The sequence below is a fragment of the Streptomyces sp. NPDC051041 genome (genome assembly GCF_044456065.1).
Taxonomy (GTDB): Bacteria; Actinomycetota; Actinomycetes; order Streptomycetales; family Streptomycetaceae; genus Streptomyces; species Streptomyces glaucus.
The window spans coordinates 1-14,489 of record NZ_JBITFM010000021.1; the positions used below are offsets into that span (position 1 = coordinate 1).

At 74.2% G+C, this 14,489-nt stretch carries 13 protein-coding genes and 1 pseudogene; 9 read left to right on the top strand and 5 right to left on the bottom strand.

Annotated elements, in window-relative coordinates:
* Positions 1-255: 255 nt before the first annotated feature.
* A pseudogene (locus ACIBAI_RS25370) lies at positions 256-507 on the bottom strand (hypothetical protein); the annotation flags it as partial.
* Positions 508-892: 385 nt separating this feature from the next.
* On the opposite strand from ACIBAI_RS25370, the gene ACIBAI_RS25375 reads away from it, so the two are divergent.
* The 6 genes from ACIBAI_RS25375 (at position 893) to ACIBAI_RS25400 (ending at position 6,144) form a co-directional block, all read left to right on the top strand.
* A complete protein-coding gene (locus tag ACIBAI_RS25375; RefSeq protein ID WP_399037686.1) occupies positions 893-1,267 on the top strand; it encodes a nuclear transport factor 2 family protein in 375 nt (124 codons plus the stop codon).
* A gap of 537 nt (positions 1,268-1,804) precedes the next feature.
* Positions 1,805-2,182, top strand: coding sequence for a DUF4406 domain-containing protein (locus ACIBAI_RS25380; RefSeq protein WP_399037687.1), 378 nt, complete (start codon positions 1,805-1,807; stop codon positions 2,180-2,182).
* The gene (locus ACIBAI_RS25385) at positions 2,179-2,874 is read left to right on the top strand and encodes an NUDIX domain-containing protein (protein WP_399037689.1); all 696 of its coding nucleotides are present in this window, start codon (positions 2,179-2,181) and stop codon (positions 2,872-2,874) included. Before ACIBAI_RS25380 ends, ACIBAI_RS25385 begins: the two co-directional genes overlap by 4 nt.
* Positions 2,875-3,008: 134 nt before the next feature.
* The gene (locus ACIBAI_RS25390; RefSeq protein WP_399037691.1) at positions 3,009-3,572 is read left to right on the top strand and encodes a hypothetical protein; all 564 of its coding nucleotides are present in this window, start codon (positions 3,009-3,011) and stop codon (positions 3,570-3,572) included.
* A gap of 423 nt (positions 3,573-3,995) precedes the next feature.
* Entirely contained in the window at positions 3,996-5,192 is a 1,197-nt protein-coding gene (locus tag ACIBAI_RS25395; protein ID WP_399037693.1) for a cytochrome P450, read from the top strand.
* Between the two features lie 190 nt (positions 5,193-5,382).
* The gene (locus ACIBAI_RS25400; protein WP_399037879.1) at positions 5,383-6,144 is read left to right on the top strand and encodes a GNAT family N-acetyltransferase; all 762 of its coding nucleotides are present in this window, start codon (positions 5,383-5,385) and stop codon (positions 6,142-6,144) included.
* A gap of 84 nt (positions 6,145-6,228) precedes the next feature.
* Here ACIBAI_RS25400 and ACIBAI_RS25405 read toward each other — a convergent pair whose 3' ends face one another.
* Positions 6,229-7,104, bottom strand: a complete 876-nt coding sequence (locus tag ACIBAI_RS25405) for a 3-hydroxybutyryl-CoA dehydrogenase (protein ID WP_399037694.1) — start codon at positions 7,102-7,104, stop codon at positions 6,229-6,231.
* Positions 7,105-7,297: 193 nt separating this feature from the next.
* Here ACIBAI_RS25405 and ACIBAI_RS25410 point away from each other — a divergent pair, with 193 nt between their 5' ends.
* Positions 7,298-8,521, top strand: a complete 1,224-nt coding sequence (locus tag ACIBAI_RS25410; protein ID WP_399037695.1) for a glycoside hydrolase family 10 protein — start codon at positions 7,298-7,300, stop codon at positions 8,519-8,521.
* Between the two features lies 1 nt (position 8,522).
* Here ACIBAI_RS25410 and ACIBAI_RS25415 read toward each other — a convergent pair whose 3' ends face one another.
* Positions 8,523-8,717, bottom strand: coding sequence for a DUF1918 domain-containing protein (locus tag ACIBAI_RS25415; RefSeq protein WP_344607147.1), 195 nt, complete (start codon positions 8,715-8,717; stop codon positions 8,523-8,525).
* A gap of 94 nt (positions 8,718-8,811) precedes the next feature.
* Positions 8,812-9,729, bottom strand: a complete 918-nt coding sequence (locus tag ACIBAI_RS25420) for a DMT family transporter (protein WP_399037697.1) — start codon at positions 9,727-9,729, stop codon at positions 8,812-8,814.
* Between ACIBAI_RS25420 and ACIBAI_RS25425 the strand changes: the two genes are divergently transcribed.
* The gene (locus ACIBAI_RS25425; RefSeq protein ID WP_399037699.1) at positions 9,728-11,164 is read left to right on the top strand and encodes a PLP-dependent aminotransferase family protein; all 1,437 of its coding nucleotides are present in this window, start codon (positions 9,728-9,730) and stop codon (positions 11,162-11,164) included. The two genes, ACIBAI_RS25420 and ACIBAI_RS25425, sit on opposite strands and share 2 nt — an antisense overlap.
* A gap of 90 nt (positions 11,165-11,254) precedes the next feature.
* Here ACIBAI_RS25425 and ACIBAI_RS25430 read toward each other — a convergent pair whose 3' ends face one another.
* Positions 11,255-11,698, bottom strand: a complete 444-nt coding sequence (locus ACIBAI_RS25430) for a DUF6314 family protein (protein ID WP_399037880.1) — start codon at positions 11,696-11,698, stop codon at positions 11,255-11,257.
* Positions 11,699-11,879: 181 nt separating this feature from the next.
* On the opposite strand from ACIBAI_RS25430, the gene ACIBAI_RS25435 reads away from it, so the two are divergent.
* Positions 11,880-14,363, top strand: coding sequence for an alpha-L-arabinofuranosidase C-terminal domain-containing protein (locus ACIBAI_RS25435; RefSeq protein ID WP_399037701.1), 2,484 nt, complete (start codon positions 11,880-11,882; stop codon positions 14,361-14,363).
* Positions 14,364-14,489: the final 126 nt, after the last annotated feature.

The window sequence follows — 14,489 nt, forward strand, 5'->3', positions numbered from 1 at the left end:
CCCGCCCAGGGCCCCCAGTCGGTGCCGGACCCCGCCGCGGCGCCCTTCCCGGCGGACCCCCTTCCCCCCCCCCCCCCCCCCCCCCCCCCCCCCCCCCCCCCCGGCCCCCCCCCCCCCCCCCCCCCCGCCCCCCCCCCCCCCCCCCCCCCCGCGCCCCCCCCCCCCGGGGGGGGGGGGGCGCGCGCCGCCCCCCCCCGCGGGGGGGGGCGCGCCCCCCCCCCCCCGCCCGCGGGGGGGGGGGCGCCCCCCCCCCCCCCCCCACGCCTGCCAGACCGCCACGACGAGAGCGCCCACGGCCGTGAGGGCCGCGATCGACGGCAGCGGCCAGCGGGCGTGTTCCAGGGTGACGAGCCGGGAGTGCAACTCGTCCAGTTCCTTGGCGGTCTCCTCGGTGCGGTGGCTGAGCAGGGCCAGCCCGCCCTCGACGCGGGCGTGCGCCACGTCGAGGCGGCGCCGTAACTCTGCGAGTTCTCCATGGACGACGGGATGCTCGGGATCGGCGGTCACGAGTCCGCTCCTTTCCGTAGTCGAAACACATCCCTTGCATGCGCATACCGAGTCAACTCGCCTGGTGGGCGCGCGGGGAGCGTGTGCGCAGGGCATATGCGGGCTCGGCGCGCACACGGTGTGTGAATGGCGCGGGCCCGGCGCCCTCGGCGGTGCCGGGCCCACGGACTGGCTGGAAATTTACCCTCCGTAACCAGCCGGGGAGGGAGAGGGGGGCGTTCTGCGGCGGATACCGCAGGGCGCCGGAACCCCGGCGGCGGATCCGCGGGCGGGCCGCCGGCCGGAAATCCCGCTCCGGCCGGCGGCCCGGTCGTCAACCGGAGTGCCCGGCGCGGCAGTTGCCGGACGCGACGCCATCGGTGCGGGGGCTGGTATGACTTGGTGCATGCAGGAAGAAACCGCCCAGTCGGCGATCGACACGTTCGTCTCCGCGTTCAACGCGTCGGACGACAGCTATGTGACCGCTCTGCTGTCCCAGGCCCTGACCTCGGACGTCATTCTCTGGGGCCCCCTCGGGCGCAGTGAGGGGATCGAGGCGGTGGAGCGCTTCGTGCTGGACATCCGACGGCATCCGGCCGGCGCCGGCCGGATGGTGCGGACCTCGGGGGTGGACATGCCGGGGGAGTGGGCCCGGTACTCCTGGGTCTTCACGACGCCGGAAGGGGGGCCGCGGCTGGCGGGGACGGATGTCGTCCACCTGCGGCGCGATCGCATCGACCAAGTGATCGTCTTCGCCGGGGACATCAAGCCGCTGCCCTGACCGCCGCCCGGCCCCGAAGCGGGCCGGGCGCCCGGTTCCTGCCGGGCCGCGGGCGGGAAGGGCCCGGGGAGCAGGGGCGCGCATGTGGCTCGCGCCACTCGCTGCGAGTTCTCGCCCTCACACATCGACGTTCGTTCGAACACGCAGCTGTCGCCATCGGTCAGGCGCCATGCGTCAGGCGGTGCGCCTCGGGGGCTTCGGCTGCTCCGCCTCTGTCGCTCACGGTCGCCTCGCCTTGTCCCGGCCGTCCGTAGGCGCCGGGCGGGGGCCGGGGAAGCGACCGGTTCTCCGGGGTGCGTCGACGAAAGCGGATGCGGCCGCGAAGACTTCACAACTCGATGTTCAAATAAACATGAGTATGTTAGAAATGACTCATGGGTGCCGCCGATCGTCCGGACCCGACCCCGCGGTCGGTGCAGGGCTCCGGCACGGCCTCCGTGCCGGAGCCCTGCCGGTGTGAGTCCCGGGGGGCGACCGCGCGCCGGGACCTGGACGCGCCGGCGCCCCGCCGCCCACTCCACACCGAGGAGCAGTTCTGTGCACACCACCGCCCGCTCGCTGATGATCCTGGTCGCCGGACCCTACCGGTCGGGCACCGGCGACGACCCGCGCAAGCTGGAGGCGAATGTCCGGGCCATGAACGAGGTCGCCCTGCAGCTCTTCCGCGCCGGTCACCTCGGTGTCACCGGTGAGGCCCTGGCCCTGCCGCTGCTGGAGACCGCCGGCAGCACCGGTCCCGGTGACGCGGCGTACGAGGAGATCTTCCACCCCGTCGCCGAGCAGCTGCTGGCCCGCTGCGACGGGGTGCTGCGGATCGGCGGCCCGTCCGAGGGCGCCGACCGGATGGCCGCCCAGGCACGCGCCCTGGGCAAGGCCGTGTACACCAGCCTCGACGACGTCCCGGCCGCGCGGTGACCGCGGGCATCGACACACCGGACCGGCGCGGCCGCACGGGCCTCGACCGGCACGGCCGCGATCTGACCGGCAACCCGCGGGTGCGGATCGTCGACGTGGAGGTCCTCTCCTGCGACTGGTACGTCCTGCGCAGGACCACCTTCGACTACCAGCACCGCGACGGCCACTGGAGCCGTGAGCAGCGCGAGACCTACGACCGCGGCGACGGCGCCACGATCCTGCTCTACGACACCGACCGGCGGACCGTGCTGCTGACCCGTCAGTTCCGGCTCCCCGCCTACGTCAACGGGCATCCCGACGGGATGCTGCTCGAGACGGCGGCGGGCCTGCTGGACGGCGACACCCCCGAGGAGGCCGTCCGCAGGGAGGCGGCCGAGGAGACGGGATGCGTCGTCGACGCGGCCGAACACGTCTTCGCCGTCTACATGAGTCCCGGCTCGGTCACCGAGCGCCTGCACTTCTTCGCCGCCCGATACCGTCCCGCCTCCGTCGCGGCGACCCACGGGGGCGTCACCGGCGAAGGGGAGGACATCGCCGTCGTGGAACTGCCCTTCCACAAGGCGCTCGACATGATTAACAGTGGCGAGATCGTCGACGCCAAGGCCATCATGCTGCTGCAGTGGGCAGCCCTCGACGGCCCGTTCACGCGCGGCCACCCGGCCGGACGCCGCTTTGGAACCGTCACCCGCTGACGGCCCCGGAGGGGCCGGACGCGGCGCGGACGTCCCTCGCCGGCCGTCCCGCCGTCCACCACCGCCGACCGGGCCCGCGCCCGGCCGGCGGGAAAGCGCGCACCTGACACGACCCGACATCCCAGGGGGGAACCATGACCTGCCGCACCCGGACGACCGTGGGCGGTGTACTGGCCGCGGTGCTGCTGTCGGCGCTGCCGACGGCGGCAGCCGCGTCCGCACCCGACTCCCGGAGACCCTTCACCCTCACCGAGGAGAAGGGACACGTGCTCGACTGCGCGGGGGAGCGGAACGGGGTGAGCGTGGCCGCACAGCTCTACGAGAACTCCGCGTTCGGCACCTACGCGTACGTGAACGTGCGGACGGCGGACACCGAGTACCTGCGGGACGGGGAGACGGACGCCGGTCTGTTCGACCACGGCACGATCTCCCGCGAGTTGACCGTCCACGAGGGAGGGGAGACGACCGGCCCCTCGCGGACGGTCGTCGTCGACGGCTCCTACACGCCCGCCGGACCGCGGCGACGCGTCCACGAGGTGCACGACGAACCGTGGGGCCAGGTGGTGGTGAAGGGCTGGAAGACACCGCTGTCGGCCGCCGTCACCGTGCGGGTGTCGGGACAACGGATCGACCTGACCTGCGGCGACGCCTTCGCCTTCGACCACAGGGTCCGGCGGCCCGTGATCAGCGGGAACTGAGCCCGGACAGGGGCCCCACGGAGCGGCGCCCCGTGGGACGGCGCGCGGGCAGGCCTGCCGCTCCGCCCGTCGTCCGCGTCCTTGTCACCGCTTCGTCACAACCGGGCGGCGGAGCACAACTCCCGCACGGCACCGCGCGTCCAACCCACGGCCGGACCGGCCACCACCACATCCGACGGGGGAACACACCATGACCCATGGGGACTTCGCGGCTGCCGCCGCGTCCTTACCGCCGCCGGCCGGTGCCGGCACCGCCGCCGGCCCACCCTGCAACGGGAGCCGGGCGGTGCGGCGCCGCGGCGGCCGCCCGTACGACGAGAACCCGACGACCGGGGCCGCCGAACGGTCCCGGTCCGCCGCACCGGCCGGCACGGCGGCGTCCGCCGGCCGGACATCCGTCCCTACCCGTGAGGTGGTAGCCCCATGAGCATCGTCGACCTCGCCGCGCTCGGTGAGTCCTTCACCCGCGACCCCTACCCCGTGTACGCCCGGCTGCGGGCACAGGGACCGGTGCACCGCATCCGGATGCCGGAAGGGGGCGCGGAGGCGTGGCTCGTCCTCGGGTACGAGGCCGGGCGTGCCGCACTCGCGGACCCCCGGCTCTCCAAGGACTGGAGCAAGGCCTCCCCCTCCCTGCCGCTGGGCGCCGTCTCCTCCGGCCCGCACATGCTCAGGGCCGACCCGCCGGACCACACCCGGCTGCGCAAGCTGGTCGCCCGCGAGTTCACCACCCGCCGGGTGCAGGAACTCGCCCCGCGCATCCAGCGGACCACCGACGCGCTGCTGGACCGGATGCTCGCCGAGCCCGAGGGACGCGCCGACCTGGTCGAGGCGCTGTCCTTCCCGCTGCCGATCTCCGTCATCTGCGAACTCCTCGGCGTCCCCGACCTGGACCGCGAGTCCTTCAGGACGTGGTCGAACGACGCGCTGGGCGCCGCCGATCCCGAAGTCCGCAAGGCCGCCGCGGCCGCGATGGCGCAGTACATGGTGGAACTGGTGGACCGCAAACGGCAGCAGCCCGGTGACGACCTCATGAGCGCGCTGATCCACGGCTCGGACGAGGACGGCGACCAGCTGTCCCACGAGGAACTCCTCGGCATGGCCTGGCTGCTGCTCGTGGCCGGCCACGAGACCACCGTGAACCTCATCTCCAACGGCGTGCTCGCCCTGCTCACCCATCCGGACCAGCTGGCCGCCCTGCGCGCGGACCTCTCCCTGATCGACGACGCGGTGGAGGAGATGCTGCGCTACGAGGGCCCGCTGGAGACCCCCACGTTCCGCTTCACCACCGAGCCGGTGACGATCGGCGACACCACCGTCCCCGGTGGCGGCGAACTCGTCATCGTCGCCATGGCCGACGCCAACCGCGACCCGGAGCGCTTCCCCGCGCCCGACCGGTTCGACATCTCCCGGGACGCCCGCGGCCATGTGGCGTTCGGCCACGGCATCCACCACTGCCTGGGGGCGCCCCTGGCCCGTCTGGAGGCGCGCATCGCCATCAGGACGCTGCTGGAACGCTGTCCCGACCTCGCCCTGGACATCCACCCGGCGGCGCTCACCTGGCGCCCGGGAATGATGATCCGCGGCCCGCGCAGCCTGCCGGTGCGGTTCACCGCGTAGGCCGGCGGCAGACGCGGGACGCGCCACCGGTACCGACCCGGTACCGGTGGCGCGCCGCGACGGCCCGGACCCGGCCCGGTCCCGTCACCCGGCGCCTTCCCCCGCCCACAGACCCGCCCCGACCCGGATGCGAACGACTGTCACCATGACGAACCCCCTCGCCGCCGCCGACGGCACCCTCCTGGCCAGAATGGAAGCCAACCTCGCGGAGCACGCGAGCCACCTGCACCGGCACATGGACGGCGCGACGGTCACGGAGACGGACGATCTGCTGATCGCCGACAGCGGCCTCGACGACGACACCTTCAACATCGTCGCCGCCGCCCGCTTCGCACCGCACCACGCCGACGCCCGCATCGGCCGGACCCTCCGGGACCTCACCGCCACGGGCCGGCGCTTCTCCTGGTGGGTGGGCCCCGCCTCGGAGCCTTCGGACCTCTCCGCCCGGCTGCGGTCCGCCGGCCTGGCACCCCACGAGAACGAGACGGCCATGTGGGCCGCGCTCGACACCCTGCCGCCCCGGCCGCACCTGCCCGAACTGGACATCCGGCAGGTCGTCGCCCCGGAACAGCTCGCCGACTACTCCGCCGTCCTCGCGGCGAACTGGGACCCGCCGGCCGCCACCGTCCGCCGCTTCTTCCGCCTGGCCGCCCCCCGGGCGCTCGCCGCCGACTGCCCGGCCCACTACCTGATCGGCTACCACCGCGGCCACCCGGTCTGCTCGGCCGAGGTCTTCCACCACGCGGGAGTCGCCGGGATCTACAACATCAGCACCCTGGCCACCCACCGCAGGCGCGGCTACGGGGGCGCCGTCACCCTCGCCGCGCTGCACGCGGCGCGCGACCGGGGACAGCGGATCGCCGTCCTGCAGGCGTCGCCGGAGGGCGAACCGGTCTACCGGCGCCTGGGCTTCGTGCCCTGCGGGCACTTCACCGAGCACGCCGTCGGCTGAGCGGCCGCCGCGCCCGGGAGGCCGTTCCCGCGGTCGCCGCCCCGGCGCCGCCCCGCGGCGGGCGCGGGACGGCCGCCCGCGCGGTCAGCCGTAGGTGTAGAACCCCGACCCCGTCTTCCGGCCCAGCCGGCCCGCGTCGACCATCCGCTGCAGCAGCGGCGGCGCGGCGTACAGCGGCTCCTTGTACTCCTCGTACATCGACCGGGCCACCGAGGCGACCGTGTCCAGGCCGATCAGGTCGGACAGCTTCAGCGGGCCCATCGGGTGGGCGCAGCCGAGCTCCATGCCGTTGTCGATGTCCTCGCGGCTGGCGATGCCCGTCTCGAACATCCGGATCGCGGAGAGCAGGTACGGGATCAGCAGCGCGTTGACCACGAAGCCGGAGCGGTCCTGGGCGCGGATGGCGTGCTTGCCGAGCACCTTCTCGGCGAACAGCTGGGCCCGGCCGAGGGTGCCCTCGGAGGTGGTGAGCGCCGGGATCAGCTCGACGAGCTTCTGCACCGGGGCCGGGTTGAAGAAGTGGATGCCGACGACCTGGTCGGGCCGCGAGGTGGCGACCGCCAGCTTCACCAGCGGGATCGAGGAGGTGTTGGAGGCCAGGATCGCGTCGGGCCGGGTCACGACCTGGTCGAGCACCTGGAAGATCTCGGTCTTGACCTGCTCGTTCTCCACGACGGCCTCGATCACCAGATCGCGGTCGGCGAACTCGCCGAGGTCGGTGGTGAAGCTCAGCCGCGCCTGTGTCGACGCCCGCTCCTCCTCGGTGATCTTGCCGCGTTCGGCGGCCTTGGCCAGGGAGTTGAACAGCCGGGTCCGGCCGATCTCCAGGGCCTCGCCGGTGGTCTCGGCGACCCTGACGTCCAGACCGGCCCGGGCGCACACCTCGGCGATGCCCGCGCCCATCTGGCCGCAGCCCACCACTCCGACGCGCTCGACATCTCCCGATGGGATGGCTGTCACATCGTCCCCTTCGCTGATCCGCTGGTTCACGGCCGGCGGCGGGTCCCGCCGGTCCGGCGCCTGCTCCGTTCGTGCACGTTACTCCCAAGTATCGATGATCGATCGCGGGGGGCGGGCATCCGCCGGGGCATGCTGGGCGCGCCACAGGGTCCGCGACGGCGCGGATCCGCGTCTTCGCCAGGGGAGCGCACCCATGGGACGAGTGTCACGCCGGGCGTTCGCCGCCGCCACGTTCGCGGCGCTCACACCGACGCCCCGGGCGGCCGCGGCGCCGCGCCGCCGGGCCGCGGCCGCCGAGATGCGGGGGGTGTGGGTGGCGACCGTCGCCAACCGCGACTGGCCGTCCCGGCCGGGGCTGACCGCCGCCGCGCAGCGCGCCGAGCTGACCGCCCACCTGGACCGGGCGGTGCGAAGCCGGCTGAACACGGTGATCCTCCAGGTGCGGCCCACCGCCGACGCGCTGTGGCCCTCGCCGTACGAGCCGTGGTCGCACTGCCTCACCGGCACCCAGGGCAGGTCCCCCGGCTGGGACCCGCTCGGCACGGCCGTCGAGGAGGCGCACGCCCGCGGCCTGGAGCTGCACGCCTGGTTCAACCCGTACCGGATCGCGGGCCACGCGGACCCGGCCAGGCTGGTCGCCTCCCACCCGGCCCGGCGGCGCCCGGACTGGGTGGTGGAGTACGGCGGGAAGCTGTACTACAACCCGGGGCTGCCCGAGGTCCGGGCCTTCGTGCGGGACGCGATGCTGGACGCGGTGGAGCGCTACCCCGTGGACGCCGTCCACTTCGACGACTACTTCTACCCGTACCCGGTGGCCGGCCGGACCTTCGACGACGACGCGGCGTACGCCCGGTACGGCGGCGGCTTCGCGAGCCGGGCCGACTGGCGGCGGGACAACATCGACCGGCTGGTGCGCGAGACGGCGGCCCGCGTCGGGGAGATCCGGCCCGGCACCCGGTTCGGGATCAGCCCCTTCGGGGTGTGGCGCAACGCCGCCACCGACCCGCGCGGCTCCGCCACCCGGGCGGGCGTGCAGACGTACGACGACCTGTACGCGGACACCCGCAAGTGGGTCCGCGAGGGCCTGCTCGACTACATCGTGCCGCAGCTGTACTGGCACATCGGCCTGCCCGTCGCCGACTACGCCGAACTGCTGCGCTGGTGGGCGGAGGTCGCCCGGGGCAGCCGGACGAAGCTGTACGCGGGCGAGGCGCTGTACAAGGCGGGCGACCCGGCCCAGCCCGCCGCCTGGCAGGACCCCGCCGAACTGTCCCGGCACCTGGCCCTGGCCAAGGGCCACGCGCAGGTGCGCGGGCACGTGTTCTTCGCCGCGAAGGACCTGGCGGCGGACCGGATCGGGGCGATGGCGCGGGTGGTCGCCGACCACTACCGGCAGCCGGCGAGGCCCCCGCGCTGATCTACTGCTGTGTCTCCCTGTGCCGGATCTCGGTGTCGGGGCCGGGGGAGCACACGCCCTCGTGCCCGTCCTCGAAGCGGACGCGGTACGGGGGGTTGCCCTTCGGGCCCAGCACCTCGACGATCTCGCCGACCTTGTCGTGTTGACCGACCACCCTGCCGTGCTGGACAAGCTGGTCGCCCACGGTTGCACGCATCTGAGGGGCCTCCTCCACCATCTGCGAAGAGCAGCGGTCCTGGCCTTGAGTCTACGGCGCGGACACCGGCTCGGAACCGGCGCGGACGCGCCGCTCAGCCGCGCGCCCGCTGGGTGACGGCGATGCACACGAGCACCGCCGCGGCCGTCAGCGGGGCGGCCGGCGTCAGGTGCTCGCCCAGCAGCAGCACCGACCACACCAGTGTGAGCAGGGGCTGGGCCAGCTGCAACTGACTGGCCTTGGGGATGCCGACGGCCGCCATGCCCCGGTACCAGACGACCAGGCCGAGGAACTGCGAGCCCGCCGCCACCCACAGCAGCCCGGTCACGGCGTGCGCGGTCAGCCGTACGGGCTCGTGCGCCAGCGCGAGCGCGGCGGCGGGCGCGGTGAGCGGCAGGCACAGCACCAGCGCCCAGCCGATCACCTGCCAGCCCGGCATCACCCGGGCCAGCCGCCCGCCCTCGGTGTAGCCGGCCGCGCACACCAGCAGCGCCCCGAACAGGTACAGGTCGGCGGAGGTCAGCGCGCCGCCGCTCTGCTGCACGGTGAAGACGCCCACCGCCGCGGCGCCCGCCAGCGCCGCCGCCCAGAAGGTGCGCGAGGGGCGGACGCCGACCCGCAGGGCGGAGCACAGGGCCGTCGTCAGCGGGAGCAGGCCGACCACGACGGCGGCGTGCGCGGTGGTCGAGGTCCGCAGCGCCAGCGTGGTCAGCAGGGGGAAGCCGAGGACCACGCCGCCGGCGACCACCGCGAGGCCCGGCCAGTGGCGGCGGGCGGGCAGCGGTACGCGCAGGGCCAGCAGGCAGCCGCCCGCGATCAGGGCGGCGAGCACGCTGCGCACGGCGACCAGGGACCAGGGGCCGAAGCCCTCCAGGCCCCAGGCGGTGGCGGGGAAGGTGAGGGAGAAGGCGGCGACGCCGAGGGCGGCCTGCCCGGTGCCGAGGGCGACGCGCTTCCGGTCGGCGGTGACCGCTATCGGGACGGTGGCAGTAGCGCTACTCTGTGCTCTCATGCATGAGCGTAGCAGTGTGGCCGACCTGGCAGAACGGCTGCGGCGCGAGCTGGACCGCTATCCGCAGGGTGGAAAGCTCCCGTCGAGCCGGGCCCTGGTCGAGCGGTTCCGGGTGAGTCCCGTGACCGTGTCGCGGGCCCTGGCGCAGCTGGCCGCCGAGGGACTGGTGGTCACCCGGCCCGGCGCCGGCGCGTTCCGGGCCCGGCCCCGGGCCGCGGCCCCCGCCGCCGGGGACACCTCCTGGCAGGAGGTCGCCCTCAGCGCCGACGGCGCCGCCGACCTCGTGCCGCGCTCGGTGGACGCCTCGGGCGTGCTGGTCTCGCTCGCCGCCCCGCCGCCCGGGGTGATCGAGTTCAACGGCGGCTACCTGCACCCGTCGCTGCAGCCGGAGCGGGCGCTGGCCGCCGCCCTGTCCCGCGCGGGCCGCCGCCCCGGCGCCTGGGGCCGGCCGCCCGTGGAGGGGCTGGCGGAGCTGCGGGAGTGGTTCGCGCGCAGCATCGGCGGTGCCGTCACGGCCGCCGAGGTGCTGATCACCGCGGGCGGCCAGGCCGGGCTGACCACCGCGCTGCGCGCCCTCGCCCCGCCCGGCGCGCCCGTCCTCGTCGAGTCGCCGACCTACCCCGGCATGCTGGCCATCGCCCGCGCCGCCGGACTGCGCCCGGTGCCCGTCCCCGTGGACGCGGACGGGGTGCGGCCCGCCCTGCTCGCCGACGCGTTCCGGGCCACCGGCGCCCGCGTCCTGGTCTGCCAGCCCCTGTTCCAGAACCCGACCGGCGCCGTCCTGGCCGCCGGACGCCGGGGCGAGGTGCTGCGCATCGCGCGGGAGGCCGGCGCGTTCGTCGTCGAGGACGACTTCGTGCGGCGGCTGGTGCACGAGGACGCGGGGCCGCTGCCGCGCCCGCTCGCCGCCGACGACCCCGACGGCGTCGTCGTCCACGTCTGCTCCCTGACCAAGGCGACCTCGCCCAGCTTCCGGGTGAGCGCGCTGGCCGCCCGCGGGCCGGTGCTGGAGCGGCTGCGGGCGATCCAGGTCGTCGACACCTTCTTCGTGCCCCGGCCGCTGCAGGAGGCCGCGCTCGAACTCGTCGGCTCGCCCGCCTGGCCGCGGCACCTGCGGGCGATCGCGGCGGAGCTGAGGACGCGCCGCGACACCATGACGGCCGCGCTCCGCCGCGAGCTGCCGGGCCTCGCCCTGCCGCACGTCCCGGCGGGCGGCTACCACCTGTGGCTGCGGCTGCCCGACGGCTGCGACGAGGCCGCGCTGACGGCGGCCGCCCTGCGCGCGGGCGTCGCGGTCACCCCGGGCCGCCCGTACTTCAGCGCCGAGCCGCCGGCCGCGCACCTGCGGCTCAGCTTCGCGGCGGTCGCGGGCGGCGGGGAGATCACCGAGGGGGTGCGGCGGCTGCGCGCGGCCTGCGAGGAGGTGCTGGGATGACCGGCCGACGCGGTCCGGCCGGGCCTGCGAGCATCCCGCCATGACGGACATGCCGCCCCTTCGGCCCGCGTGTTCCGGCGGGGCGTCCGCTCAGTCCCCGCGGGTGTAGTCGGTGGTGAGCACCAGGTCCTTGGCCGGGCCGCGCACCCGCCACACGGTCCGCCAGCGGTCCGCGTCCCGGACGGTGAACTCGCCCCGGTAGAGGTCGGCGGCGCACGGGTGGTCGGCGACGTACCGCCCGGACGTCAGGTCCAGGTCGTGGAACGGCCGCCCGTCCGTGAACCGCACGTCCGCCGTGCCCGGCGCCGCCCCCGGCAGGAAGCGGAGCGTCCGCTCGGCGGGGCGGGCGACGCCCCGCCAGACGAAGGTACCGGACTCCCGGTACAGCAGACCGCCCTGCTCCAGCGGGTCGAACACGGTGGTGCCGGAGAACTCGCCGGTCCCGCCGCTCGCGAGGTCGCGCACCGACCGCGCCACCCGCCAGCTCCCCTCCAGATACGTCAGCACCTCCGGTACCGGCCAGAACTCACCCATCGCGTACCGCTCTTCCCGCTCGGCCGTTGCTGCGCGACCCATTGACGCGCACCTGCCCCCTCCCTATCTTGCCGTTCGAAGTGCTGACCATCGGTCGATATACCGAACAACTCCGGCAAGGACGTAACGCAGACGCACCAGCGCACCGCTCCATCCCCTCCCAGAGAGCCGCGGAGTATCCATGTCACGCACCACCCGCACGCGCCTCAGACTCGGTGTCACCGCCACCGCGCTCCTGACGGCCACCGCCCTCGTCCCGGCCCCCGCGCACGCCGAGGCGGTCACCGACTACGCGATCACCCTGGACCCGTCCGCCCGGGGCGCGACCATCGACGACACGATGTACGGCGTGTTCTTCGAGGACATCAACCGGGCCGCCGACGGCGGCCTGTACGCCGAACTCGTGCAGAACCGGTCCTTCGAGTACTCCACCGCCGACAACGGCTCCTACACCCCGCTGACCTCCTGGACGGCCGAGGGCGCGGCCGAGGTCGTGAACGACGCGGGGCGGCTGAACGAGCGCAACCGCCACTACCTGTCCCTGGGCGCCGGCTCGTCCGTGACGAACGCCGGCTACAACACCGGCATCCGCGTCGAGCAGGGCAAGAGGTACGACTTCTCGGTGTGGGCCCGCGCCGAGGCCGGCACCACCCTCACCGTCACGCTGAAGGACGCCGCGGGCCCCCTGGCGACCGCCCGCCAGGTCGCCGCGAAGGGCGGCTGGCGCAAGTACACCGCCGCCTTCACCGCGACCCGCACCAGCAGCCGCGGCCGCCTCGCCGTCGCCTCGACGAACGCGGCGGCCCTCGACATGGTGTCGCTGTTCCCGCGCGACACGTACAGGAACCAGCCCAACGGCCTGCGCAAGGACCTCGCCGAGAAGATCGCCGCCCTGCGCCCGGCCTTCGTGCGCTTCCCCGGCGGCTGCCTGGTCAACACCGGCTCCATGGAGGACTACAGCGAGGCCTCCGGCTGGCAGCGCCAACGCGCCTACCAGTGGAAGGACACCGTCGGCCCGGTCGAGGAGCGCGCCACCAACGCCAACTTCTGGGGCTACAACCAGAGCTACGGCCTCGGCTACTACGAGTACTTCCGCTTCGCCGAGGACATCGGCGCCATGCCGCTGCCCGTCGTCCCGGCCCTGGTGACCGGCTGCGGCCAGAACAGGGCCACCGACGACGAGGCGCTGCTGGAGCGGCACATCCAGGACACCCTGGACCTCATCGAGTTCGCCAACGGCCCGGCGACCTCCACCTGGGGCAAGGTGCGCGCCCGGATGGGCCACCCCCGGCCCTTCGGGCTCACCCACATCGCGGTCGGCAACGAGGAGAACCTCCCGGAGGAGTTCTTCGCCCGCTTCCAGCGGTTCCGGGCGGCGATCGAGGCGAAGCACCCGCAGATCACCGTCGTCTCCAACTCCGGCCCGGACGACTCGGGCACGACCTTCGACACGGCCTGGCGGCTCAACCGCGAGGGCGGGGTCGACATGGTCGACGAGCACTACTACAACAGCCCCCAGTGGTTCCTGCAGAACAACGACCGCTACGACTCCTACGACCGGCAGGGTCCCAAGGTTTTCCTCGGCGAGTACGCCTCCCAGGGCAACGCCTGGAAGAACGCCCTCGCCGAGGCCGCGTACATGACCGGCCTGGAGCGCAACGCGGACGTCGTCAAGCTCGCCTCCTACGCGCCGCTGCTCGCCAACGAGGACTACGTGCAGTGGAGCCCGGACATGATCTGGTTCAACAACCACGCCTCCTGGGGCTCGGCCAACTACGAGGTCCAGAAGCTGTTCATGAACAACACCGGCGACCGCGTGATCCCCTCCACCGCGACCGGCACCCCGGACGTCAGCGGCCCGATCACCGGCGCCGTCGGCCTGTCGACCTGGGCGACCAGCGCGGCCTACGACGACGTGCGGGTCACCGCGGCGGACGGTTCGACGCTGCTGGGCGACGACTTCTCCGGTGACGCCTCGCAGTGGACCCACCGGGGCGCCGGCGCCTGGAGCGTCCAGGACGGCGCCTACGTCCAGAGCGACGCCGCCGCCGAGAACACCCTGGTCACGGCCGGCGACCCGGCCTGGCACGACTACGACCTGCGGGTGAGGGCCACCAAGCGGTCCGGCAAGGAGGGCTTCCTCGTCGCCTTCGGCGTCAAGGACACCGGCAACTACTACTGGTGGAACCTGGGCGGCTGGAACAACACCCGGTCCGCCGTCGAGCAGGCCGTGGACGGCGGCAAGTCGACGCTGGTCTCCAAGGCCGGGTCGATCGAGACGGGCCGCGCCTACGACATCCACGTCAAGGTGCGGGGCCGCCAGGTCACCCTCTACCTCGACGGCCAGGAGTGGGGCAGCTTCACCGACGACAAGCCGGCCGAGCCCTTCCGCCAGGTCGTCACCGAGGACGCGCGGACCGGTGACCTGATCGTCAAGGTCGTCAACGCCCAGGACGCGGCGGCCCGCACGGCGATCGACCTCGGCGGCGCGAAGGTCGCGTCCAGGGCCCGCGTGACCACGCTGGCCGCCGACGCGGACGCGGTGAACACCGAGACCGACACCCCGGTCACGCCGGTGACGTCGACCTTCTCCGGGGTCGCCGAGAGGTTCACGTACACCTTCCCGGCGAACTCCGTCACCTTCCTGCGGATCAGGCAGAGGTAGCCGCCGGATCCGTCGGCGGGCCGCCGTCCCGGGACGGCGGCCCGCACGGCGTTCCACGGCCGTCCGGCCGCGTCCCCGGACCGCCCGCCCGGCGCGGCGCGGCCGGGGACGGCCGGCGCCCCCGCG

Excerpts from the sequence above, each read along its gene's own strand:
- ACIBAI_RS25425 (WP_399037699.1), top strand. The coding sequence starts at position 9,728 with ATGCATGAGCGTAGCAGTGTGGCCGACCTGGCAGAACGGCTGCGGCGC.
- ACIBAI_RS25435 (WP_399037701.1), top strand. The coding sequence starts at position 11,880 with ATGTCACGCACCACCCGCACGCGCCTCAGACTCGGTGTCACCGCCACC.
- ACIBAI_RS25415 (WP_344607147.1), bottom strand. The coding sequence starts at position 8,717 with ATGCGTGCAACCGTGGGCGACCAGCTTGTCCAGCACGGCAGGGTGGTC.
- ACIBAI_RS25410 (WP_399037695.1), top strand. The coding sequence starts at position 7,298 with ATGGGACGAGTGTCACGCCGGGCGTTCGCCGCCGCCACGTTCGCGGCG.
- ACIBAI_RS25420 (WP_399037697.1), bottom strand. The coding sequence starts at position 9,729 with ATGAGAGCACAGAGTAGCGCTACTGCCACCGTCCCGATAGCGGTCACC.
- ACIBAI_RS25390 (WP_399037691.1), top strand. The coding sequence starts at position 3,009 with ATGACCTGCCGCACCCGGACGACCGTGGGCGGTGTACTGGCCGCGGTG.
- ACIBAI_RS25395 (WP_399037693.1), top strand. The coding sequence starts at position 3,996 with ATGAGCATCGTCGACCTCGCCGCGCTCGGTGAGTCCTTCACCCGCGAC.
- ACIBAI_RS25430 (WP_399037880.1), bottom strand. The coding sequence starts at position 11,698 with ATGGGTGAGTTCTGGCCGGTACCGGAGGTGCTGACGTATCTGGAGGGG.
- ACIBAI_RS25400 (WP_399037879.1), top strand. The coding sequence starts at position 5,383 with ATGGAAGCCAACCTCGCGGAGCACGCGAGCCACCTGCACCGGCACATG.
- ACIBAI_RS25375 (WP_399037686.1), top strand. The coding sequence starts at position 893 with ATGCAGGAAGAAACCGCCCAGTCGGCGATCGACACGTTCGTCTCCGCG.